Below are 21,754 nucleotides of genomic sequence, written 5' to 3' on the forward strand. Positions count from 1 at the left end.
AAACTCTTGACGCCAACTCAAACCCCTGAACCAATCACCCATGTCGGTCAAAGCCGCTGCTCATCATCGCGCGAAACAGCTGCTCACGATCGCCTGAAATCGCCGCTCACCATCGCCGAAATACGCATTCAAGACTGATTGGCCATCGCCTGCGCGTGCGCATCTTCGACGACCGGCTCGAATGCTTCCTCGGCGTCACGCCGGTCGGGACGCTGCGGCGCGGTCGGCCTGTGTCGGAGAACCACGGCGGGCATGTCGTTGATTACCGGCACGTCATCCATGCCCTGCGGCGCAAGCCGATGGCGCTCGTCAATCTCGTCTATCGCGACCAACTTTTCCCGCGCGCGGCTTACAAGCGCCTGTTCGAGACCTTGCGGGAGCATGGCGACGACCGGCGCGCCTGCAAGGTGACGGTCGAGCTTCTGGCGCTGGCCCACGAGCGAGCCTGCGAAGCTGAGCTCGCCGAGGTGATCGCGATGGATCTCGATGCCGGACGGTTACCCGATCTTGCAGCGCTGCGCGATCGCTTCCGACCCGAGGCGGGTTCGATCCCAAGTGTCGCCGTCAAGCTGGCGTCGCTCGACGTCTACGATGAGCTGGCCTCCGTCAGCATCGTGTCGGCCCACTCGAACTTGGGAGAAGCAGCATGACCAGCATAGCGAGCTCAATCGATGCCGCCCGCGTCGAGCTGCTGCTCAATGAGCTGCGCCTGCCCGGCGTCAAGGCGATCTGGCCAAAGCTCGCCGCACAGTCGGACAAGGAAGGATGGCCTGCCGCCCGCTTCCTCGCGGCCCTTGCCGAGCACGAGGCTGCGGATCGCACCCGCCGTCGCATCGGGCGACACATGGCGGAAGCGCGTCTGCCTGCCGGCAAGACGCTCGCCACGTTCGACTTCGAGAGCGTGCCGATGCTATCAAAGGCGCAGGCGATGGCGCTCGCCGCCGGCGACGTCTGGTTGAAGACGGGCGCCAATCTGCTGCTGTTCGGTCCACCCGGCGGAGGCAAGACCCATCTCGGCACAGCGATCGGCCTGGCTCTCGTCGAGAACGGCTGGCGCGTTCTCTTCGCGCGCACTACCGATCTGGTGCAGCGGCTGCAGGTGGCTCGGCGCGAACTGGCGCTGGAGTCCGCGATCGCCAAACTCGATCGATACGACCTCCTGATCCTCGACGACATCACGTGTGTGAGCAAGGATCAGGCGGAGACCAGCGTTTTGTTCGAGCTGATCGCCGCCCGCTATGAGCGGCGCTCGCTGCTGATCACGGCCAATCAGCCGTTCGGCGAGTGGGGGCGTATCTTCCCCGATCAGGCAATGACGCTGGCGGCCGTCGATCGCCTTGTCCACCACGCCACGATCCTCGAGATGAATGTCGAGAGCTACCGTCGAAAAGTTGCTCTCGATCGAAGGCGCGGTCCAGGACGGCCAGCCGTGCACGCCACTCCAAACGAGCTCGACAAAGCGGTGATTGACGCTGGCAGTGCCTCTTGATTGTCGCGCAGCGTCAATCAAGGCTTGCCAAGCGCCAGCGTCAATTATCTCCTGACTCGGCCGCTTTGTCTCATCTTGATTGACGCGCCGCTCTCATCCTGATTGTCGCGCCATACACGGGCTTCCATCGGAAGCATGCGATGCGGTTGCTGCGCTGGATTCTGAGGGCCAGACAGCGGGTCGCCGCAATCGTCCGCGGATCTACCAAGACGCGGAGAGAAATGCGCTGATACTGCTTTGGGAGGCTGCAGACCGGGTGTGCGGTAAGCGTCTGAAGCCCCTGCTGCCGATCTTGATTGAATCGATGGAGCGGCACGGCCATATCGACCTGGCGTCGGAGATTCGGGCTAAGTTATTGTCGATGAGTGCGGCGACGATCGACCGGGCACTTCGATGCGTTCGTGAGCAAAGCGGTCGGCCGCGTCGTCGCTCTGTAGCAAGTGCTCTGCGACGCAGCATCCCTATTCGTACTTCAGCGGATTGGGGAGATCCGGCGCCTGGGTTCGTCGAGGCCGATCTTGTTGCCCACAGCGGTCCTTCGGCGGGCGGCGTTTCGTCCACACGCTCGTTCTCACGGTCATCGCGACCGGCTGGACGCGTGAAGTAGACCGGTGATCGACCGTGCTCAAGGCTGGCGCGTTGCGCCACCGCCTTCGGCGGCTGGCGGCCTTGACCACGCCCGATCACCGGTCTGTTGGCTTGCGAGCGCTCGGTCGAGGACCGAGCGCGACATCGGCGCGCTCGAAATGCCCACCAGTTGTGCGAGCGGCTTCCTTCGCTCCCCTGGCTAGGGAGCAAAATAGTCGTCCGTTCTTTAATCGCGGGCACGGTGTCAACCCCGATAGACAAAAATGATCCGCTGCCGGGTTCATGGTTCTTTCCGCGGTCGTCTCTATGCAGGAGCGCCGCATGATGGCGTTCAAAAGGCGTGGCATCTCGATGTGAAGAGCGCGGTGCGTAAAGCCCGCAGGGACGACTTCGAGATTGCCCACACCTTCGTCCCGGCAGGGACGCTTGTTCCGCCGAAGGCGGATCCGGGTTGGTTTAAGACTGGTTCATGCGGTGCGCATCTCTGCCTGGAATTCGGTGCCGTCGGTCCAGATAGCATGGAGGATGACAGCCATTTTGCGAGCCACGGCAACCTTGGCCTTTTTGGCGCCGATGCGTTTGGCCAGCTTGCTGCCCCAGCGCTTGAGCGCAGAACCTCGCCTGACAACGGTCAGCAGGACGTTCGCGGCCTCGAACAGATAAGTTCGCATCTGGTGGTTGCCGCGCTTGGAGATGCGGCCAGTACGATCGATCTCGCCGGATTGATAACGTCTTGGTGTCAGGCCTAGATAGGCACCCACGTCGGCGGAATGTCTGAAGCGAGTGGGGTTGTCGATGGTTACGACGAAGGACAGGGCAGTCAGGGGACCGATACCGGGAACGGTCATCATTCGCCGAACAGTTTGGTCGCCTTTTGCCACTGCCAGGAGCTGTCGATCGAACCTCTCAATTTGCTCGGTCAAACAGGACTGGGCAAGGACCAGCGGTGCGAAAATATCTTGTAAATCCGGCGCTTCAGCAAGCACGGCGTCGACTTTGCGAGCCAAGTTCGTCGAGCCGGCCTTGCCGAGCACTATTCCCAACCCCTTGCACAGACCTCGCATTTGGTTGTCAATATCTCGCCGCAGATTCACCAGCTTGGTTCGAGCCGCCAGCATCGAACGGGTTTTCCAGCTCTCCGCCCCCTTCACGACAGCTTCCCGATACCATCCCATGCGGGCCATTTCGGCCAACCCCTTGGCGTCGTTGTGGTCAGACTTGTTGATGCGCATCGATAACGCTGCGTTGGCATGACGCGCATCAAGGCAAATGACCGGAAAGCCCAGCGCCTTGAGTTGGTGCCAAAGCCAGTTCGATAGCGAGCCTGTTTCAAAAACGATCCGCTCAGCATTGTCGGCATGACGTCGCAAGAGTTTAGCGATGGCCTCTGGATTGGTGGGCACGCAACCTTCGAATGTCACGCTGCCGGTCTGGTCCAAAACGCAAATGCTGGTTTCTTCCATAGAGATGTCCAGACCTACGTACTGCTTCATAGCGCTGCTCCCTTTCGATAATCCGCTAAGCCGATGGCGGGAAGCTACGCCCATGCCAAGCAATTCAAGCGGCATCAGCGGCAGTTGCGCATCCTGCGCATCCGGCTGGGCCGGATCATTCGCGATATCCGCCGCAAGATCGAAGGTCAGACCGTGCTCGAGAACGCCTTCGCCCTCCCGCTCGGCCGGGCCTCGCAGATCCGCTCGCAGCGGCAGCGTCAGCGCGGCTGGAAGCTCTTCCACGCCCCGGAAAAGTATTGTCAGGCCCACGAGGGGAGCACTGGGAGATATGCTCGCCAAGATACGCGGCCTTCTTGTTGGGATCGGCAGGGTTGTTCCTGACCAGGTGTCGCGTTTGAGCATGAGCAGAGGGCTCCATCCACGGCGCTGGGAAGCCTTCGTCTCCGAATTTGACGGACGACTAATGCGGCCTTCGTTGCTTCGCTCGGAACCGCCGACTCTTTTGGTTATTGAAGATGAATAATGGTGGCTTGCGATTACCGCGGAACGCTTCGTTCGCAGCGGTCGGGCACGTCTTCCTTCGAACGCACCGAGCCGAAGGGGCGCTCTAGCATACGACGTACGCGCACCGGCCCGGGGCCGATGTGAAAGCCCATCGCCTGCTGTTCCATCGCGCGCTCCAACTGCGTGGAGCGGCTCCGCTGCCGCAAGTAGTCGAACCAGGTCGGGCAGTGATAGCGCTCCGTCCAGAGTTCGGGATCAGCGATGTCCCGCGCGATCGACCAGCCATAAGCGCCGTTGCGCTGACGGAACAGTTTAACGTCTTGCATCGCATTATGGAACGAGCGCGCATTCTCCTGCGCAACCCGGTATTCAATCTCGACCACCAAAGGCCCGCTGCGCCCAGCCAAAGCTAGCTGCACCTCAGGATCGTCCAGCACTTGAGCCTCCTCGCCGCGCGCGCCAATGCGCGGCATGGGCCACCAGAGCCCCAGCAGCGGTGAGAGCATCATCAGGGCGGCCGAGACCAGGAGCGCTGTATTGACGCCGGCCATATCTGTGAGATGGCCCCAGCCCCAGCTCCCGACGGCAACTCCTCCTGATCCTGCCGCCTGGTAAGCTGCGAGGGAGCGCCCCGCTACCCAGCGCGGGGCCGAAAGCTGTACGCCAATATTGAACAGCATCCACGCCATCATCCACACGGCCCCCGCCAATACCAGCGCGCCTGCCGTTAACACCGGCTCTCGGCTCAACGCCACCGCCACAATAGCCCCGCCCATCGAAAGCGCGCAGGCACGTATCGCCGCCTCAGTGCTCACGCGCTTTCGCACTTCGGTGATGTAGAAAGCGCCGATCACCGCGCCCAAGCCAAAGGCGCTCAGCATGATTCCATAGGTCTGTGCGCTGCCATGCAGGAGATCGCGGACTACCAGCGGCATCAATGAGATGATCGCACCGCCGATCAGGCCCGTCAGCATAGTGCGGATCAGCACGATCTTTATCGATGGCGAATTGGTGATGTATCGCACGCCGGAGATCATAGCGCGGCTCAGGTGTTCGCGCGGCAGGCGAGAGGGCTCGGCGACGCGTTTCCACATAAACAGCACGGCGATCAACGGCACATAGAGCAGCGCGTTCAGTGCAAACGCTGCCACCGAGCCCGCTGTCGCCACCACAATGCCGCCGATCGCCGGGCCGAGGCTACGCGCGATGTTGTAGCTGATCCCGTTAAGCGCGACTGCTGCCGGCAGCGTTTCGGCCGGTACCTGCTCGCTGACAGACGATTGCCAGGCCGGCCCCATCAATGCCACGCCGCTGCCGACCACAAAGCAAAGCACCAGCAACAGGTTCGGCGTGGTGAAGCCCAACCAATCGAGAGCAGTTAGGGCGATTGCGCCGCAAAGCTCAATGGAAAGCGCAACCAGCTGCACGATCCGGCGGTCATGCATGTCGGCAATTGCCCCGGCTGGCATCGAAATCAGCATCACGGGTAGCATCAAGGCCGTCTGCACCAGGGCAACCTTGTCGGCCGATGGCGTCATCTGCGTCATGGCCCAAGCTGCCCCCACCCCCTGGATCAAGAGGCCGAAATTGGCCAGCAAGCCTGCCAGCCAAATACCCCGGAACACTGGGGCTCGTAACGGAGCGGTGATCGGATCGGCGCTGAACGCTTGGGGCTTGGCTTGAGCGGTCATATCTGCTCGTACTTAGCGGGCAGGGGCTTGATTGTGGTCCGAGTGATTGACCGTTCGAAAAAATCTGACGCGAGCAAGCGGGCGACCGCTTCTTCAATTTTGTCCATAGTTATGCGCTTCGTGTTCGAAAGCCCCATCAGGCCTGCTAACATCCTGAGGTATCCCAGCAATTCCCTAGTTTCTGCCTGGCGCAGCAGGATTCGTACGCGCCAAGCATTCCTCGCGTTGCGTTGCTAACTTAGCGACTTCATACCATTATACCATTCTCCACATCACGTTAGATAAAGGTCCCGGTTCTCGGCAGAGTCTCCGGCCGTCTAGCGCGGCATATATTGCCTGGCCAAGGTCTCGATTGCCGTTGCAGCCGCCGGGTGGCCGGTGAACATCACATTGGAGATACTGTTGCATGATGTGAGGTTGCTGTTTGGCAGCCGAAACTCAGATGGACAATTTGAAGCGCTCCCTTCTCATATTTTGCTCGGTCTAGCAAGAATGGCAAGCCCATGAGACACGATAGGCGTGGCAGCTAATCTGATGCGGAACACCAACCCTGAACAGAAGTCTCCTCAGTATCATAGCGTCATAGAATAGCGACAGCGCAGAGTCTTCTGCCTTGCTGCGCCGATCAGCGATAAAAAGCCGCGAACACACTAGCAGAAGCATTGAAAAGGCCCTCCCACGCACTCGGCGGACGATTGACACGACTGCCTCAATGAGGCTTCGACGGAGCCTCTGCACTCGTCGTTGACAGGCGATGGCGGAAAACCTCGCAATTTGCCCTTTACGCTCAAGTTGGATGTGGCGGCGAATCGACTGGAGCGCACCGACGGACGGCACCTCGCCGTCAGTGGTGATCGCGAAATAGGCGTAATAAAGGCGCGACGATCCTTGCGTTGCCGTTTCGCCCACAATATCCTTCCACCAGGCCCTTGGAAGCAGAGGACAGCCTTCGGGTCCTTATGAAGCATGATCGAGTACACAACGTTCTCGGCATCGAGCGTTTTTACCGTCCTGGACGGTCACGCTTGTCCGAAGCTCGAAGCACGACTCGGTTACGTCGCCATTTGCATCGAGCGTCTGCGCCAGTTCGGGCGCAGCTTCCCAGCCTCATTGATGCGGGTGCGGGTGAGTACGTTGTAGAGCGTGAAGCGGCGCGCATAACCGTGCTTTGAATGCATTTCGCAGGATCGTGAGCTCTCCTTGACAGTTTGTCAAACCATGTCATTTTGTCAATACGCGCCGAGTTGGCGAACAATGCGGTTCGTTCGACATGCTGACGCTTGATGCCCAAATCGCAACTTTGGTACGGCACGATAACAAGGGCCGACGACCCAATGGTGAGATCTTTGTTTCAGAAAAGTCGTGATGGATTGTCGATTGCGTGGACCAGATTCTTGGCGGCAGCGGTCCGTAGTCGGGAATGCACTTGAAATGGCGGCAATGCGCAGGGAGGGCTGAGCGATGAAGCGCAAAGCAGGAAACGGCTCCAGCCGGGCAAGGGTGCAGGACGAGCAGCGTGCGCAAGATATCCTGGAGACGCTGGCGCAGCTTGTGCCTCAGATCGCGCGCAGCATAACAAAAGATTGCGAGGTCGCGCTGCATGACAATCGCGCCTCGCCGCCCCGTATTCTTGCTATAGGCAACGGGCACGTTACGCGCCGGGGTGTGGGCGACCTTATGACACGCATCGCGGTAGGCGATGCCGAGTTGCAGGATCTCCGAGAGCCGCTGTTTAACTACGGATCGGTTGCTCCAGATGGCAGGCAGCTGAGGGTTAGTGTGCTGCCAGTTGTGGTTGACGGGAAAACGGTCGCTTACCTTGCAATCAATTTTTGCACCAGCGACCTGCTTATGGCGCAAAGAGCGATTACCCAGCTCACTCGAACAGAGCCGCATCCGAAAGAGATTCACGAGACCTTCTTGCCGAGTTCGCTCCCACTTCGGCAAGTTATCGATAACCAGCTCGAGGAGTGCAATCGACCGCCACACCTCCTCGACCGTGAAGATCGCATCGACTTAATGCGACGTTTGCACGAACAGGGTGTGTTTCAAATGCGAGGCACAGTGCGCGAAATCGCCGAACGGCTTGGGATCAGCCGCGCTGCTGTCTACCACTATCTTAAGCTCGCGACTGGGGAAGCAAAGGATCGTAAGCCGCCCCGCACCCCGGCGCGCAACTGAAGCGCGAGAACCAAGGTACTCTCTAAATGACTCACATCCTCGCCCCGCTCTTGGCGCCGCGCTCTATTGCCTTCATTGGTGCCGGTCCCCGCCCGGATACACCTGGGAATGACATGCTGCGCATGATCGAAAAAGCGGGATTCACGGGCGAAATCTATCCGGTGAACCCGAAGTACGAGCGGATTGAACAGTATCAGTGCTGGCCCTCAATGGCGGCACTGCCAAAGTCAGTCGATCTGGCGATTCTGTCCGTCGCCAATATGCGACTTGAAGAGGCTGTAAAGCGGGCCATAGCTGCGAAGGCCCGTGCGGCGGTGATCTTCGCCAGTGGTTATCTTGAAAACGACACCCATCCACCGCTTACGAAAAGGATCGCGCGTTTGGCTCGCGAGGCCGGACTGCAGATCTGCGGGGGCAACTGCATGGGCTTCTATAATGACGCCGCGAAGGTCTGGGCTTCGGCGTTCGCTACGGAGCGCGAGCCGTTAGCAGGTGGGATCACGTTTATCAGCCACGCCGGTTCTGCGTTTGGCGCCCTGGCGCATAATGACCCACGCTTTCGTTTCAATCTGGCGATCTCTGCGGGGCAGGAGCTGACAACAACAGCCGCGGACTACATGGACTATGCGCTTGACCAGCCGGAAAGGCGCGTCATTGGCCTCTTCCTTGAGGAAGTCCGAGATCCGCGCGGTTTCGTGGCAGCGCTCGAGAAGGCGGCGACGAAGTCTGTTCCTGTGGTGGTCCTGAAGGTTGGGCGGACGGAGGCCAGCGCTGCCCTCGCGGTCAGCCACTCGGGGGCCATCGCGGGGAACGACGCCGCCTATCGGGCGCTGTTCGACCGCTACGGCGTCTTGCAGGTCGACACGCTCGATGAACTAGCCACGTCGTTGCTGCTCTTCGCGCAGCCGCGGCGGCCGGCAAAGGGCGGCCTTGTGGCGATCGGCGACTCCGGCGGCGAGCGGGAGATGATCGTAGATCTCGCCGACCATGTCGGGGTTCCCTTCGCCAAGATTGGTAAGACCACTGTGTCGCGTCTTGCGGCGCGGTTGGAGCACGGGCTTGAGCCAATTAATCCGCTCGATGCATGGGGCACGGGCGACGAGTTCGTCGAACGATTCGCAGATTGTTTCACAAGCTTGGTAGATGATCCGGACGCTGCTGTCGGTGTCTTCTTCAATGACCTGCGCGATGGAAATCAAGTGCATGACGGCTTTGTTGAGGCGGCGCGCCGCACCTTTGCTCGCACCGACAAACCAATCGCGTATGCGAGCAACTTCAGCCGCGTACGCAACCCTAAGGCGTCCCTTGCCCTGACGCAGGACGGAATACCGGTCCTCGACGGCACCTTGCCGGCGCTCAAGGCAGTGCGCAACATGCTGGCGCATCGTGATTTCTTGGCACGCATTGCCGATCCTGCGCCGTGTCCGGCTCCAGGTAAAGATTGGTCCTCCTCACTGCGTGGCAGGGCGCCTCTGGGCGAAGCGGAGGCCCTTGAGCTGCTCGCCGACTATGGCATTGCGAGTCTGCCGTCGCGGATTGTGGAGACAGCCAATGCGGCTGTCGCGGCTGCCCGTGAGATCGGCTTTCCGGCTGTACTCAAGACGGCGGAGCCCGGAATCCTTCATAAGACGGAACGCGACGGCGTTAAACTGGGCCTCGCGGACGAGTCCGCAGTGAAGGCTGCCTGGGCGGATCTCGCATCCCGCATCGGTCCGCGCGTTCTCGTCACTCGGATGGCACCTAAAGGCGTCGAATTGGCGCTCGGCCTGACAATCGATGCCCAATTTGGGCCCCTCGTGGTGGTCGCCGCAGGCGGGATATGGATTGAGGTATTGCGCGATGCTCAGCATGCGCTGGCCCCATTCGGTCCGGCAACCGCCCAGCAACTTCTCAGTCGGTTGCGCGCGCGCCCGCTTATCGAGGGGGCGCGTGGCAAGGCTCCTGTCGATCTTAACCGGCTCGCGGACACGATCGCGCGGTTCTCTGTGCTTGCGAGGGATCTTGCCGACGTAATCGCTGAAATCGACGTCAATCCGCTTATTGCGACATCGGAGGGGGTGCTTGCCCTCGACGCGCTCGTTGTACCTCGGATCGAGGTGTGATCGTCTGTTGCCCTGATAGCCGCCCCGCCGATCATCCAACCTCAGCTCATCACGCAAGGACACCCACGTTTGGATGGCGCCTTCCCAGCGAAGGAAGGGGGCCTCTGAACAAGCCCACGTCTCATATAGCGAAAATTGCTACATGCTTCGGCGACCGCTCGCCGGCCGAGCTGGACGCCACGACCGCGCAGATGGAGCGGTCGTCCTCGCCGCTTGTGTTGAGACAGAGCCCTCGCGTTTCGCGTCCAGGGACATCAAGCGAACGGAGTCAGGGACACGCAATCATAAGGGCCGCCGGGGGGCCCATAGCCCAGGAACGCTCTACCTCGAAGCAGCTGTTGGGTCAGAATCGTTGCGCAGAACGGAAGTTCGATACGTCAGCTCTACTTTACCATCTCCTTTGGACGCGACCTTTTGGTTTTGCGCTCGCTACCTGCTAAATTAAGGGATTCATAGGTGGGTTAGCATCCATAAAGTTTGCAAAATCGGCGATCGATTGGTAAGCACAGCTTTATGCAACGGCTACGCTTCGCGCTCCCGCCGCCCTCTCTTCTCATCACCTTCGAAGCCGCTGGACGGTGCCTCAGCTTTACCCAGGCGGCTGACGAACTAAACGTATCGCGGGTGGCAGTGAGTCAGCAGATCAAAGCTTTGGAGAGCTTCATCGGCACTCCTCTTTTCTATCGTAAACAGCGATCGGTAGCGTTGACCCAAGTCGGTTCTCGCTATCATAAGGCGGTGTCGGCGGCACTCGCGCAGGTATTGGATGCGACAATAGAGATCAGCAAAAAGGCCGAGTCCAATGTAGTCAGCATCAGCGCAACCCCGGGCTTCACCACATATTGGCTTCTGCCAAATATCACTACATTTCAAACTGTCCACCCGAAGATCGAATTGCGCTTTATCGTTTCTGATACCGCGCTAGATCTGGCCCAAGAGAACATCGATGTCGGCATTAGTTATGGAGAGCCGCCATTCTCAGATTTAGATTCAACGCTGCTTGTTCGCGAGGAGATCAGCCCGACCTGCACGGCCAGCTATTTGAACGCCTGTGGTCTCGGTGAAATTGAGGCGGCAGACCTCGTAAGACACCCTCTCATCGAACTGGACGGTCCTTACGACGAACAGACGCGTTGGTCGTCTTGGTTCCGCACGCAAGGCATTCACGTTGGAAAGTTACCTGGCGGAATCACTGTCAACACCTACACGAACCTCGTACAGGCAGCCCTGGACGGCCAAGGTTTTGCGTTGATCGGACCACCGCTGATTGATCGTTTTTTGGCGAACGGGACACTGGTTCAGCCTGTACCCTCGCCCAAGGTTGTGCGACATGCGTTCCATTTGGTAACTCCGCGGCACGGCATACGCTCTGCTGCTGCAGGTGCTTTCATTGACTGGATTACACGTTGCTTCAAGGTCAGCGGTTGAGTTGATGCGTAGAAAAATGATTGCCTACTTTCCATAGTCGGATCATTCGATTCGCGCCTCGTGCATCCAGCAGCGCCAACGGAGCCAACCGAGGTTGAGGACAGAACCTTTTTGGCTGGGCGAGCAGATCGATTGATCAAGCTCAGGAGGCCGGGACCGGGGAAAGATGGTCGTCGGTCTGCGGTTCTGTCACGACGATAGCCGTCTAGAGCAGATTCTGATCAGACGCGGTCATAACCGGCTGCGGCGAAGAAGTTCAGGCACTCTTGGGCGTTGAAGGCGGCGAGCGCGAGAGCAATAGCGTTGTCCAAAGCCTCGATTGATCTGGCGGCGGCCTTTCGAAGGGCGGCTTTGAGCTTTGCAAACGCCATTTCGATCGGATTGAGGTCGGGCGAATAAGGCGGCAGATACTGTACTGCCATTACCGCTCGCCTGTTGAGATTGACAGCAGGACCGATGCGGGCAATGCACCGGGCGCAAGCGTTTGACGCTGCATGCACGAGCTTCCTCACGATCGCAAAAGCGATCGCCTTGGACTGACCGGGGAACCAGCCTCACTCGCTGAGATCGAGCGTTCGGCGCAAATCTCGTGTGCGCGGCCGTAAAAGCTTACTGCACTTGCATAAATGGCCGAGTCGTAATGGTTGTGCGCGAACTCGTGCCAGGAAACGTAAACCAGTGAAGTACTGGAATAACAACAGAGCCGACGTCAGCTCGTCCGCGAGCAACCTTTTTTGGAGTAAGCAAGGCTTACGGCAAAGTTAGTTTTTTTCGACGTTTACAGGCCCCGGCGATGGGACTTAGGTAAGCCACGAAATGACTTGAGCTGCGGTAAGCGGTCGATGGTGGACTTTGCAGCTTGGCAAACATCCGTAAGCCAGCGCTAAAAATCGCAACATGGCGGGATCGACGATCATGACCAAACGTAAGATGAAGCTTGGGATTTCGATGCGCTACATGGGCTACCACGGCGGCTCTTGGCGACTTCCAGAGGTACAGCCAGACGGTAGTTCGGATTTCCGTTGTTTTCTCGACATCGTCGAAACCGCCGAACGCAACAAGCTCGACTTAGTCTTTTTGGCCGACGGCATCGGTATCCGTTCTGACGACAATCCGCGCGGTAGTCTCTGTAGAAGCCGTCAGAACGTCGAGCTTGAGCCGCTAACCCTTTTGTCGGCACTAGCGCCTCTCACGAAGCATATCGGCCTTATTGCCACGGCCTCCACCACCTACAACGAGCCCTACCACATCGCGCGAAAATTTGGCTCGCTGGACCAGATCAGCGCGGGCAGGGCAGGTTGGAATGTGGTCACCTCTTGGTCTGACCAGGAAGCTTGGAATTTCAATCGTGCCAAGCACTTGGATTATGACACGCGATATGAACGAGCGGAGGAGTTCGTCGACGTTGTAACAGGACTCTGGGATAGCTGGGATGCCGATGCCTTCGTTTGCGACAAGGAGGCTGGTATCTTCTATGATGAAAGGAAGCTTCATGTCCTCAATCACAGCGGTAAGCACTTTACGGTGCGTGGCCCACTCAGTGTGCGTCGTTCCCCCCAAGGAAGACCGATCTTGGTCCAAGCGGGCGCTTCGGAAGTCGGGCAACAAATTGCTGCCCGATACTGTGACATCGTGTTCGCCGCCAAAAAGGATATCGGGTCGGCAAAGAGTTACTATAACTCGGTGAAGGCGCGGCTACCTCTTTATGGTCGTAATCGCGACGACCTATTGATGCTGGCCGGCCTGACGCCGATAGTCGCGCCCACGCGTGCCGAAGCTAGAGCAAGGTTTGAGCGGCTCGAAGGGCTCGTCGATCCGCTGGTAGGACTGGCAATGCTCTACCGCTCTTTCGGCGATCTCTCGCACCTGCCGCTCGACGGGCCGGTGCCGAAGCCAGATCTCGAAAGTGTGGGACTGCGGAGCAGTGCGCAAATGTACTGGGAGCTTTCTCAACGCGAGGGGCTGACGATACGCCAGCTGTATAAGAAGCTCGGCATGGCCCAGGAGCACAACACGGTAGTCGGTACGCCGGCTGACATCGTCGACGAAATGGAAGCTTGGATGGACGGCGGTGCGGCCGATGGCTTCAATATCACACCCACGCACTTGCCGCATGGCCTGAACGATTTCGTAGAATTGGTGCTGCCCGAGATTCGACGGAGAGGTCTGTTCCGAGATGAGTACGAAGGCAAGACTCTGCGCGAGAATCTAGGGCTCCATACCCCGGCGAGCCGCTATCAGCATCAGACGGCTCGTGAGAGCCAGTCGGCTTGATGCCATCGCCGATCAATTGTCGAATAGGTGCACCAATGTCCATAATGGTTAAAAGCGCTGCAACGGCGGGTATACCCAGCGCCGGGGCACTAATGGAGGAAGGCAATCCGGCGGAAGACCCGCGTCTGTTCAGGCGCTGTTTAGGTCAGTATGCCACCGGAATTGCAATCATTACCACTGCGGTCGATGGAGAACGCGCCGGCGTAACGGTTAATTCGTTCACTTCGGTTTCGCTCGACCCACCCCTTGTTCTTTGGTCGATCAGCCGGGCTTCGCGTAGTTTCAGATTGTTCGAGAAGTGTGGCCGATTTGCTGTCAACCTGCTGGGGGTGGATCAGACACGCATCGCCAGCCACTTTGCTAGCAAGTCAGATGACAAGTTCGCAGAGATCCGATGGCATGAAGGACTATTCAACGTACCACTGATTGAGGGGTGCGTTGTCAATCTTGAGTGCGAATGCGTTTCCCGTTACGACGGAGGTGACCACGTGATCCTGATTGGACGGGCAGAACATGTCAGGCGGTATCAATGCGAGCCACTGCTCTTTGTGCACGGCGGGTATGGTATCGCCTCCAGCCATCCGTCAATCTCGCCGACCCCAGGGTCAGAAGAAACTCCGGCGCTCGACAGTTTTAACAATCAGATCGTTCCCTTGATATTTGAGGCGCACAATGTGATGTCTGCGCGCTTCGACGAACATCGGCTTGCGGAAGGTGTTACGACTGCCGAGGCCCGGATTTTAGCTCAAGTCTATTTGGCGCCGGATACCAAACTTGACACGCTAGCGACCGCTACCTACCTCGGCCAACGTGAAGCGGAAGACGCGCTTAACGAACTTAAGGCGCGGTCACTTCTGATCTTGGAGCCTGATGGACGCGTAAGGCTGAGCCTTGAGGGAAAGCAGCTGCGAGAAGCGATCAGACGCCGTTGGCACCTGTTTCAGGAGAAGCAGATTGAGGGTATTCCGGATGAGGATCTTAGAACTGCGATCCGAACGCTGACAAAACTAATTGTTCGAAACCGATAGCTCTGCGAGCCAATCGGTGGGAACTCTGATGTAAATCAGTCACCGGCATCAAAGCCGAGCTAGAGTGCGTGTCGCGTGTCGCACTGACGAACTGGACCTCGTCGGGCATGTCTCGACTAAAACGCTCATGATCTGCGGCAGGCGCGATGCTTTTCAGAAAAGGGGACTTGGGCGTACGTGTGGTACGGGATTAGTTCTCGTTAACCGGCAGAGACTCGCGAATTACGAGCTGTTCGTCTAGACTCTGCGGCCGTCATCGTGTTCCTGAGAAGGTAAGCGACTGTCATTGGTCCTACACCTCCAGGGACAGGAGTAATGTAGGCTGCCCTTTCTCGTGCTTGTTCGAAATCAACGTCGCCGACAATTCGACTTGGGACGCCGGGTGGGAAAACTCTATTGATCCCCACATCGATTATTGTCGCGCCCGGCTTGACCCAATGACCGCGAATAAGCCCCGGGGATCCAGCTGCAACCACGATCACATCGGCCCGGTTGCATATGCCGGGTAGGTCCCTCGTTTGAAGTTGCGCAGCTGTGACGGTGCAGCCAGCATCGCCAAGCAGCACACCAACGGGCTTTCCTACCAAGTTTGACCGTCCGACTACCGCGACATCAAGGCCATCCAGGTCGTTCAGCACCGTACGGATCAAGTGAATAACTCCCAGCGGCGTGCAAGGCGCTAGCATGGGGCGGCCAACGGAGACACGACCTGCATTGTACGGATGGAAGCCGTCGACGTCTTTGCGCACGTCGATAGATTCCAATACCCGCCAACGATCTATGTGCCGAGGCAACGGCAATTGAACGAGTATGCCATCGACGGCCGGATCCTCATTGAGAGCAAGGATCAGTTCGATCAACTCTTGCTCAGTCGCGCACGCGGGCAAGCGGTGTTCAAATGAGTTAATACCGACCCGGTTGGCGAAGCGAATCTTGCTTTTTACGTAGATGCTGCTTGCAGGATCCTCGCCCACAAGGACAACGGCAAGGCCCGGTGCGGTATTGTAGGTGGCTACAAACCGGTCGACGTTCGCGGCGACTTGATGGCGAAGGACGGCGGCGATGGCTTTGCCGTCTATGATCTGAGCTGGCATTACCTGGTCAATCTCGAAAGACCACAGTCTTGTGGCCATTTAGAAGAACGCGCCCATCCAAATGCCACGCAATGGCTCGTGAGAGCACCCGTCGCTCGATGTCCCGTCCCTTTCGCACAAGGTCCTCGGGAGTATCATGATGAGAGATTCGCTCGACGTCCTGCTCGATGATTGGGCCCTCATCGAGATCACCAGTGACGTAGTGCGCGGTAGCGCCTATCAGCTTCACCCCTCTCGAATGAGCTTGATGATAAGGCTTCGCGCCCTTGAACCCAGGCAAGAACGAATGATGTATGTTTATGCAACATCCTGCCAGTCTCGCAGAGAGAGAATCGGAAAGAATTTGCATGTATCTTGCCAAAACTACCAGGTCGACCTTCCGCTCTTGTACAACCTCCCAAATTCGACGTTCTTGATCTTCCTTGGTTTCTTTGGCGACAGGAAAATAGTCGAACGGGCTGCCATCGAAATCGAGATGAGCATAGGTCTCGCGGGGGTGGTTCGATATGATCCCTGCAAGTTCAAAATCCAGCTCCCCCGTCCGCCAACGATACAGAATGTCGGCGAGGCAGTGATCAGATTTCGACGCGAGAACCAGCACCCTTTGCCGAACACGGCGGCGGCGAAGATTGATCTTCATCCCAAAGGTCTCAGCGATGGTCTCAAATCCGTAGGAGATTAAGTCAATCTCGACCTGCTCGGGAATATCAAAGGCCACTCGCATGAAGAATTGCCCTGTTTCAGGATCACTATATTGATGCGCCTCTTGTATGTTTCCACCGCACCCGTGCAGATGATGTGAAATCGATGCAACAATGCCGGCTCGATCAGGGCACGAAAGCGTGAGCAGCAATTGCGTGGGGCCACTGCCGAAAGCCGACTTAGTTTGAGTGACTTGCATTTCCGAATCCGCGAATACTTCACCTGCGCCAGTTTCGGTGATTCAAAGCCCAGATATGAGAGCAGAGCGGTTGCTCCTTGGCGAATTTCTTATCCTCGATACTTTCGGATGCGGACAGCACGAATGCGCCGATCCGGTATCACAGTCGCGACACGCGTTGCGCTTGATGCCGTCTGTCGAGCCGGTGCAAGCGGGCGGTGGCCGACCGAGCGTGGGACGTGAACGGAACCGCGAGAATCATCTGGGCGAGACGGTTCGCCCGGTGAATGGTCATGCTCAGGCGACGGGCCTTGCGCTCGACCGCGAGCTGCTAGGGAACGCTCTTCACGAGCACGAGCATGGCTTACGGGACGAGGCGCACCGAATGGGGTTGAGTAGATCCTGCAAGGCGATGCCTAGCCGCGTGTGCCGGCTCGGCAACCGGTAGCCATGAACACAAGCCGCCATGGTCGGATATCGCCCTACTTGCTACAGTCGCTTGACATTTTGTCAAACCATGGCAGTTTGTCAACAGGGAATTCGCAGTGGTTCGTTCGATATGCTCACCCTTGGTGCCCATATAGCGAATTCAGTGCGGGGGATCCTAACGGCCGACACCGGAATGCCGTAGGTCTTTGTTTCGGAACCGGCCTGCAGGACGGCCATTACGCCCGACATTTCTCCGCTGGCGGGCGATCGGTGGTCCTGGGTAGAGAGCTATCCTACGATGCTCACGGTTGCGAACGATGACGCACAAGCCGCGCGTGACTGCCCGAACCATGAGGCCCTCAGTTGATTTGCGAGCGTGAGATGAACCAGCCGAACAGCCGCAAGCAAAGGGCACCGCAAAACTCTCTGTCGGTGGCCTTTGTTCTGTTGCCGAATTTTACACTTACAGCGTTCTCCTGCATGGTAGACCTTCTAAGGCTTGCGGCCGACGAAGGAGATCGGAGCCGGCCCCAGCGATGCTCCTGGACCGTGCTCGGAGCCGACCTTAATCCGATTACGTCGAGCTGCGGCCTCCAGGTTGCTCCCTGGGAAACATTTAGTCAGCCGGAAAGATTCGACTATGTTGTTGTGATCGGGGGCCTCATTAGCAGAGAAATGAACTACGATCCGGTGGTGTTGAGGTTTCTGCAGAAAGTCGCAGCGGCAAGTATCCCCATCGTCGGGGTATGTACCGGCAGCTTCGCCCTTGCGGAGGCCGGTCTTCTAAAGGGACGCAAATGTTGCGTCAGTTGGTTTCACTTCTTCGACTTTCTTGAGAGGTATGCAGGTGTCGTTCCGGTCGCGGATCAACTATTTATTGTAGATGGAAGTTTCATAACATGCCCGGGTGGTTTGGCTGCTCTGGATCTCGGCGCATGGATGATTGAGCGTCATCTAGGGCCGGGCTTGGTGCAGAAGGGCCTGCACATCATGCTTACGGACAAGGCGCGCTCTGGATTTGATGCTCAGCCTCAGCCTCCGGGAGTTGGCCCAGTGGCTGATGAGAGAGTTAAGCGCGCCATGTTGCTGATCGAGCAGAACCTAAGCACTCCGCCAAAAGTTGAGGAAATCGCAGCAAAGATCGGACTATCGAAGCGTCAGCTTGAAAGGCTTTTTCGGAAGATTGCTGGCAAGAGCATTCAAGAATTTTCGCGAGGCCTCCGCACCTATTACGGTCTTTGGTTGCTCGCGAACTCGACCAAAAGCATTACGGAAATAGCGTTCGAAGCGGGCTTTTCCGACCCGTCTCACTTCAACCGTCTCTTCCGCGCTACGTTTGGATGTTCGCCCTCAGCGATGAGGAGCGAGGGGGCCGATGCCATCCGGACTATCATTCAGAATAGACAAGATGCTGCCGCCGCACTGCCTGCGGACGACCGTGCCTCAACGCCGGAAGCGCTCAATCGGAGCTTTCCGGACTGGACCGGTTTTCTTCAAAAGGAACGCCGTCCCTATCTGCAATAAGCCATGTTTGAGTGTGCCTGGCTTCGCAGTCAGGTTTTCACCTCTTCGCACTTTGGAATAGTTGGACAGGCTTGCGCTCGACCGTAGCTCCTGCCGCAGAAAGAAACGGATCACCTGAGGTACAGCAGGTGCTAACGGTCGCTCTGACTGAGAGTACCCGGGCGTCACACGAGAGTATGGCATCAGCGAATGCTGCGCATGCACTCATCATCGAGCAATAAGCTTCCTTCCCGGCGATCTCAGCAATCTTCGCAACAATATCGGCGTAGTTGATTGTGTCTGCCAGGCTGTCAGTGACAGCAGGCCGATTGAGATCCGCTGATATGTCCAGGTTCAGACGGAGATTTTGACCGTGCTGCCTCGTTTTAAGTCCTATGTTACTACTCTCGACAACGACGCGCACTCTGAGGCCATGCACGAAAATAGTATCGACTTGTTGCCCAAGCGAGCCAGGTGCGGCCGACGAGGGTCGACTTTGATCGCCTAATCTAGGGCATCCTTGATCGCTGTAGCTGGGCATCAAATTCGCGCCCTCGAAACTGCCATGCAGAACTCCATTTCGAGACACATCGCCCAATGTACAATCGTTCTAGCGCCTCACGACAATTTATCTAGCGCTAAGACAATCATGGCGCATCCGTACAAGGCTTAAGTGCGTTCAGTGCAGAGTGCCCACGTGGGCAAGCTTTGTGACGAGAGCGACGAGTTCGAACCGAGGGAATCCCCCGCGATAGGCAAGGGTCGAGGCCAACCGAGTGCATGGTGGTCAAACCGCTAATCGCGGGATGCTCGAATTGTTCTTTCAGACTGGAAGTGAGGAGGCCGCTCTAAAAGAGTCTTTTGGCGTCGCCGCGAACAGCGTCCCAGAACATCGTCTGTTGGAATAATTCCGCGTTGATGTTCGGGCGTTCAGATCAGCTTTGTGTAGCTGCGCGGTCGGCACCCAAGGAAACAACGATTGGATCGTGACCAGAAGATCTAAGGAACGCGATGGCGTTCTCTCGCGACAAAGACGTCGTGCGCGTGTTGGTAAGAGGATGACAGTTAATGACCAGCCCGCTGAGTATTCGCTCATCCAGCACTACGGTCACCCGCACCGCGGTGTCGTTACATGCTGCCAACAACGATACTGAACCTGGCTGAACACCCAACAGCTCCAAAAGTGCTTCGCGAGAGCCGAAGGACATCCTCCCTCGCGCACCAATTTTCCATGCTAACGCCTGCAGGTCTACGATAGCATCTTCGTCAGTCACGTACAGAAAGTAGTTCCTTTTTGCATCTCGAAGAAATAGATTCTTGGTGTGAACACCGTCTATCTGGCCTCGCAATTCGCGAGCTTCTTCGACGGTAAAAACCGGTGGATGCTCTGTTGTTACGGGCTCCATACCTTTCGCGCAGAGGTGAGCCAAAAGTTCATCGCTCTTTCTTAGGTCATCTGAGAGATTCATGATCTTTCCTTAAGAGCGCGGTGACGGTTAATATTACGACAGGCTAGGGACTCGGAGCAAAGGGAAATCATGGTGGTGCGCCCAAGTTTCCGGAAAGCACTTGCTAGGCAAGCGCCGGCGGTTCTGATTTGCCTTGCCTTTGTAGGTCTTCCGGTAGAAATCAGCCTTCATACGGCGTCCGTGCCAGCAGCTAAAGTGGTTTTCACAATTGCTTCCTGGATCGGAGCGATTTTGGTAGGGCTGCATACTATTTGCGTGGCCGCCTCTCAGGACGCAGACGCGACATGGAAAGCCCTTGAGAGGCGCAATTTGCTTCAGAGTGCATTATTTGTTCTTGGTGTTGCACTCGCGCTTTCAGGTTAGGGCCACGCCAGCTCGGGCCCGCTTTGCGGGATATGGACGATGTCTTTCCAACTGGGCTTGGCCCGAATTCCCCAAGTATCCCACTGGACTATCGTGTCGCCTGCGTACAATCGTGATGGCGGTTCGGTGCTCGTCACAAGATCGCCCGAGCGGTATCGTTCCCGGCTCAACCACAAGGGTCCTACGAAGAGATTCTCCGGCCTTTCTCTGCTCCGCGGCGGACTTAGCGGGCAGACCAATTGGGAATGCCAGTGGCGCTCGCCCAATCTGAAGCGCGAATATGACGTTATTATCGTCGGCGGCGGAGGGCATGGGCTCGCGACCGCCTACTATCTGGCGACTCGGTATGGAATTTCCAACGTCGCGGTCGTCGAGCGGAGATGGATCGGCGGCGGCAACGCAGCAAGAAATACCACGATCATCCGTTCGAACTACCTATTCGATGAAAGCGCCAGACTCTACGATCACGCCCTGAAGCTCTGAGAACGGCTCAGTCAGCAGCTGGACTATAATGTCATGTACTCGCCTCGCGCCGTGTTATGCTGGCTCACAACGTCCACGACGTGCAAAGCGCGAAACGGCACATAAATGCAAATCGGCTGAACGGCGCCGACAATGAGTGGCTCTCGCCCGAAGAATCGTTCCCGAACTACCGCCGAAACATTTCATGTCGATATTTGGCGATCTTTTGCGCCTTACGCCTGGCAACTGTTGGACGAGGTACGCACGGAGTTCTCCGCAGCCTAAGCACAGTGAAAATGTGCGCGAGATCCGAGTCCAAGCAACGGCGCTAGACCGGCGGACGGGTCACGACGATACTCCCTGCATTCGAGACGCGCGGCTCGACACATCGACCCTCGGTCAGATTGTCAGGAGTCTTCTCGATGTCAGTCTGCATTCCTGCATATTGGGCTCAATATTTGCCGGATTTCCGCGCCCTCACATCGTTAAAGTCAGCGATTCGCAGCGCAGTTCCGACTAGGACATTGCTGTGACCCTATTGGTTCTAGCGACTTACTCCAAATTTGAGGAGCTTGCTCAACGGCCGGCGGAAAAACCCTAGCTCTTTGTTGCGGAAATGGAGCCGCTGTTACCGCCGTGCCCGCATAGCGGAAATCACTTTTACAACGACGGGACCGAGCGCTTGCAGCGTAAGCGCGATTTTCTCCGCACGCCGGCGGTTTTGATGGATTGCGCTGGTATCGGGCGATACCGGGCCGTTCAGGCAGTGGCGGCTTTGTGGAAGTTGAAGGGCAGCAGGTCTGCAATATCGGCGT

Annotated in this window: 15 protein-coding genes and 5 pseudogenes; 11 read left to right on the forward strand and 9 right to left on the reverse strand. The window is 57.8% G+C overall.

All coding sequences use genetic code 11. The annotated features are described in order from the left end of the window. Nucleotides 1–128: 128 nt before the first annotated feature. The 3 genes and pseudogenes from QCM77_RS42895 to QCM77_RS42905 form a co-directional block, all read left to right on the forward strand. Nucleotides 129–650 (forward strand): annotated as a pseudogene (locus tag QCM77_RS42895) (IS21 family transposase); the annotation flags it as partial. Beyond that, nucleotides 647–1,489: an IS21-like element helper ATPase IstB gene (gene istB, locus QCM77_RS42900; RefSeq protein ID WP_280096772.1), complete on the forward strand. Its 843-nt coding sequence runs from the start codon at nucleotides 647–649 to the stop codon at nucleotides 1,487–1,489. The pseudogene QCM77_RS42895 and the gene istB, both read left to right, overlap by 4 nt. Before the next feature lie 116 nt (nucleotides 1,490–1,605). Next, nucleotides 1,606–2,086 (forward strand): annotated as a pseudogene (locus QCM77_RS42905) (ISNCY family transposase); the annotation flags it as partial. A 458-nt stretch (nucleotides 2,087–2,544) separates the two neighbouring features. On the opposite strand, the gene QCM77_RS42910 reads toward QCM77_RS42905, so the two are convergent. Then, on the reverse strand, nucleotides 2,545–3,570 hold the full coding sequence (locus tag QCM77_RS42910; RefSeq protein WP_280096773.1) for an IS110 family RNA-guided transposase: 1,026 nt from the start codon (nucleotides 3,568–3,570) through the stop codon (nucleotides 2,545–2,547). 21 nt (nucleotides 3,571–3,591) lie between these two features. Between QCM77_RS42910 and QCM77_RS42915 the strand changes: the two are divergent. Then, a pseudogene (locus tag QCM77_RS42915) lies at nucleotides 3,592–3,831 on the forward strand (IS5/IS1182 family transposase); the annotation flags it as partial. 236 nt (nucleotides 3,832–4,067) lie between these two features. On the opposite strand, the gene QCM77_RS42920 reads toward QCM77_RS42915, so the two are convergent. Both QCM77_RS42920 and QCM77_RS42925 read right to left on the reverse strand, forming a co-directional pair. Continuing rightward, nucleotides 4,068–5,726: an MFS transporter gene (locus QCM77_RS42920; RefSeq protein WP_280096774.1), complete on the reverse strand. Its 1,659-nt coding sequence runs from the start codon at nucleotides 5,724–5,726 to the stop codon at nucleotides 4,068–4,070. A 1,052-nt stretch (nucleotides 5,727–6,778) separates the two neighbouring features. Continuing rightward, nucleotides 6,779–6,904: a hypothetical protein gene (locus QCM77_RS42925; protein ID WP_280096775.1), complete on the reverse strand. Its 126-nt coding sequence runs from the start codon at nucleotides 6,902–6,904 to the stop codon at nucleotides 6,779–6,781. Between the two features lie 283 nt (nucleotides 6,905–7,187). Here QCM77_RS42925 and QCM77_RS42930 point away from each other — a divergent pair, with 283 nt between their 5' ends. The 3 genes from QCM77_RS42930 (at nucleotide 7,188) to QCM77_RS42940 (ending at nucleotide 11,437) form a co-directional block, all read left to right on the forward strand. Next, nucleotides 7,188–7,907 (forward strand): helix-turn-helix transcriptional regulator, encoded by a 720-nt coding sequence (locus QCM77_RS42930; RefSeq protein WP_280096776.1) that lies wholly within the window; start codon nucleotides 7,188–7,190, stop codon nucleotides 7,905–7,907. A gap of 26 nt (nucleotides 7,908–7,933) precedes the next feature. Then, complete coding sequence (locus QCM77_RS42935) at nucleotides 7,934–10,009, forward strand: acetate--CoA ligase family protein (RefSeq protein WP_280096777.1); 2,076 nt, start codon at nucleotides 7,934–7,936, stop codon at nucleotides 10,007–10,009. A gap of 513 nt (nucleotides 10,010–10,522) precedes the next feature. Continuing rightward, the gene (locus tag QCM77_RS42940) at nucleotides 10,523–11,437 is read left to right on the forward strand and encodes a LysR substrate-binding domain-containing protein (protein WP_280096778.1); all 915 of its coding nucleotides are present in this window, start codon (nucleotides 10,523–10,525) and stop codon (nucleotides 11,435–11,437) included. A 221-nt stretch (nucleotides 11,438–11,658) separates the two neighbouring features. Here the strand turns inward: QCM77_RS42940 and QCM77_RS42945 are convergent. Then, nucleotides 11,659–11,853 (reverse strand): annotated as a pseudogene (locus QCM77_RS42945) (transposase); the annotation flags it as partial. A 499-nt stretch (nucleotides 11,854–12,352) separates the two neighbouring features. Between QCM77_RS42945 and QCM77_RS42950 the strand changes: the two are divergent. After that, the gene (locus QCM77_RS42950; protein WP_280096779.1) at nucleotides 12,353–13,711 is read left to right on the forward strand and encodes an LLM class flavin-dependent oxidoreductase; all 1,359 of its coding nucleotides are present in this window, start codon (nucleotides 12,353–12,355) and stop codon (nucleotides 13,709–13,711) included. 35 nt (nucleotides 13,712–13,746) lie between these two features. Next, the gene (locus tag QCM77_RS42955; protein WP_280096780.1) at nucleotides 13,747–14,739 is read left to right on the forward strand and encodes a flavin reductase; all 993 of its coding nucleotides are present in this window, start codon (nucleotides 13,747–13,749) and stop codon (nucleotides 14,737–14,739) included. Between the two features lie 200 nt (nucleotides 14,740–14,939). On the opposite strand, the gene folD is transcribed toward QCM77_RS42955, so the two are convergent. Continuing rightward, nucleotides 14,940–15,872, reverse strand: coding sequence for a bifunctional methylenetetrahydrofolate dehydrogenase/methenyltetrahydrofolate cyclohydrolase FolD (folD, locus tag QCM77_RS42960; protein WP_280096781.1), 933 nt, complete (start codon nucleotides 15,870–15,872; stop codon nucleotides 14,940–14,942). Continuing rightward, a complete protein-coding gene (gene purU, locus QCM77_RS42965) occupies nucleotides 15,841–16,734 on the reverse strand; it encodes a formyltetrahydrofolate deformylase (RefSeq protein WP_280096782.1) in 894 nt (297 codons plus the stop codon). The genes folD and purU overlap by 32 nt, the downstream gene beginning before the upstream one ends. 789 nt (nucleotides 16,735–17,523) lie before the next feature. Here purU and QCM77_RS42970 point away from each other — a divergent pair. Beyond that, nucleotides 17,524–18,666 carry a GlxA family transcriptional regulator gene (locus tag QCM77_RS42970; RefSeq protein WP_280096783.1) on the forward strand — a complete coding sequence of 381 codons (1,143 nt, stop codon included), beginning with the start codon at nucleotides 17,524–17,526 and terminating at the stop codon, nucleotides 18,664–18,666. Nucleotides 18,667–18,703: 37 nt separating this feature from the next. On the opposite strand, the gene QCM77_RS42975 is transcribed toward QCM77_RS42970, so the two are convergent. Together QCM77_RS42975 and QCM77_RS42980 are read right to left on the reverse strand one after the other, a co-directional pair. Then, a complete protein-coding gene (locus QCM77_RS42975) occupies nucleotides 18,704–19,186 on the reverse strand; it encodes a dihydroneopterin aldolase (protein ID WP_462804404.1) in 483 nt (160 codons plus the stop codon). A gap of 394 nt (nucleotides 19,187–19,580) precedes the next feature. Then, on the reverse strand, nucleotides 19,581–20,114 hold the full coding sequence (locus QCM77_RS42980) for a prolyl-tRNA synthetase associated domain-containing protein (RefSeq protein ID WP_280096784.1): 534 nt from the start codon (nucleotides 20,112–20,114) through the stop codon (nucleotides 19,581–19,583). A 570-nt stretch (nucleotides 20,115–20,684) separates the two neighbouring features. Here QCM77_RS42980 and QCM77_RS42985 point away from each other — a divergent pair. Next, nucleotides 20,685–21,115 (forward strand): annotated as a pseudogene (locus QCM77_RS42985) (FAD-dependent oxidoreductase); the annotation flags it as partial. Between the two features lie 452 nt (nucleotides 21,116–21,567). Here the strand turns inward: QCM77_RS42985 and QCM77_RS42990 are convergent. Next, nucleotides 21,568–21,754: hypothetical protein (locus QCM77_RS42990; protein WP_280096785.1), on the reverse strand; the 187-nt coding region annotated here is incomplete at its 5' end.

It is taken from the genome of Bradyrhizobium nivariense (genome assembly GCF_029846695.2).
Classification (GTDB): Bacteria; Pseudomonadota; Alphaproteobacteria; order Rhizobiales; family Xanthobacteraceae; genus Bradyrhizobium.

Bases quoted from the DNA above. Each gene is read 5' to 3' on its own strand.
- QCM77_RS42935 (WP_280096777.1), top strand. From the start codon at position 7,934: ATGACTCACATCCTCGCCCCGCTCTTGGCGCCGCGCTCTATTGCCTTC.
- QCM77_RS42925 (WP_280096775.1), bottom strand. From the start codon at position 6,904: ATGCATTCAAAGCACGGTTATGCGCGCCGCTTCACGCTCTACAACGTA.
- QCM77_RS42975 (WP_462804404.1), bottom strand. From the start codon at position 19,186: ATGCCCAGCTACAGCGATCAAGGATGCCCTAGATTAGGCGATCAAAGT.
- QCM77_RS42950 (WP_280096779.1), top strand. From the start codon at position 12,353: ATGACCAAACGTAAGATGAAGCTTGGGATTTCGATGCGCTACATGGGC.
- purU (WP_280096782.1), bottom strand. From the start codon at position 16,734: ATGCAAGTCACTCAAACTAAGTCGGCTTTCGGCAGTGGCCCCACGCAA.
- QCM77_RS42980 (WP_280096784.1), bottom strand. From the start codon at position 20,114: ATGAATCTCTCAGATGACCTAAGAAAGAGCGATGAACTTTTGGCTCAC.
- QCM77_RS42970 (WP_280096783.1), top strand. From the start codon at position 17,524: ATGAACCAGCCGAACAGCCGCAAGCAAAGGGCACCGCAAAACTCTCTG.
- QCM77_RS42910 (WP_280096773.1), bottom strand. From the start codon at position 3,570: ATGAAGCAGTACGTAGGTCTGGACATCTCTATGGAAGAAACCAGCATT.
- QCM77_RS42920 (WP_280096774.1), bottom strand. From the start codon at position 5,726: ATGACCGCTCAAGCCAAGCCCCAAGCGTTCAGCGCCGATCCGATCACC.
- QCM77_RS42930 (WP_280096776.1), top strand. From the start codon at position 7,188: ATGAAGCGCAAAGCAGGAAACGGCTCCAGCCGGGCAAGGGTGCAGGAC.
- istB (WP_280096772.1), top strand. From the start codon at position 647: ATGACCAGCATAGCGAGCTCAATCGATGCCGCCCGCGTCGAGCTGCTG.
- QCM77_RS42940 (WP_280096778.1), top strand. From the start codon at position 10,523: ATGCAACGGCTACGCTTCGCGCTCCCGCCGCCCTCTCTTCTCATCACC.
- folD (WP_280096781.1), bottom strand. From the start codon at position 15,872: ATGGCCACAAGACTGTGGTCTTTCGAGATTGACCAGGTAATGCCAGCT.
- QCM77_RS42955 (WP_280096780.1), top strand. From the start codon at position 13,747: ATGTCCATAATGGTTAAAAGCGCTGCAACGGCGGGTATACCCAGCGCC.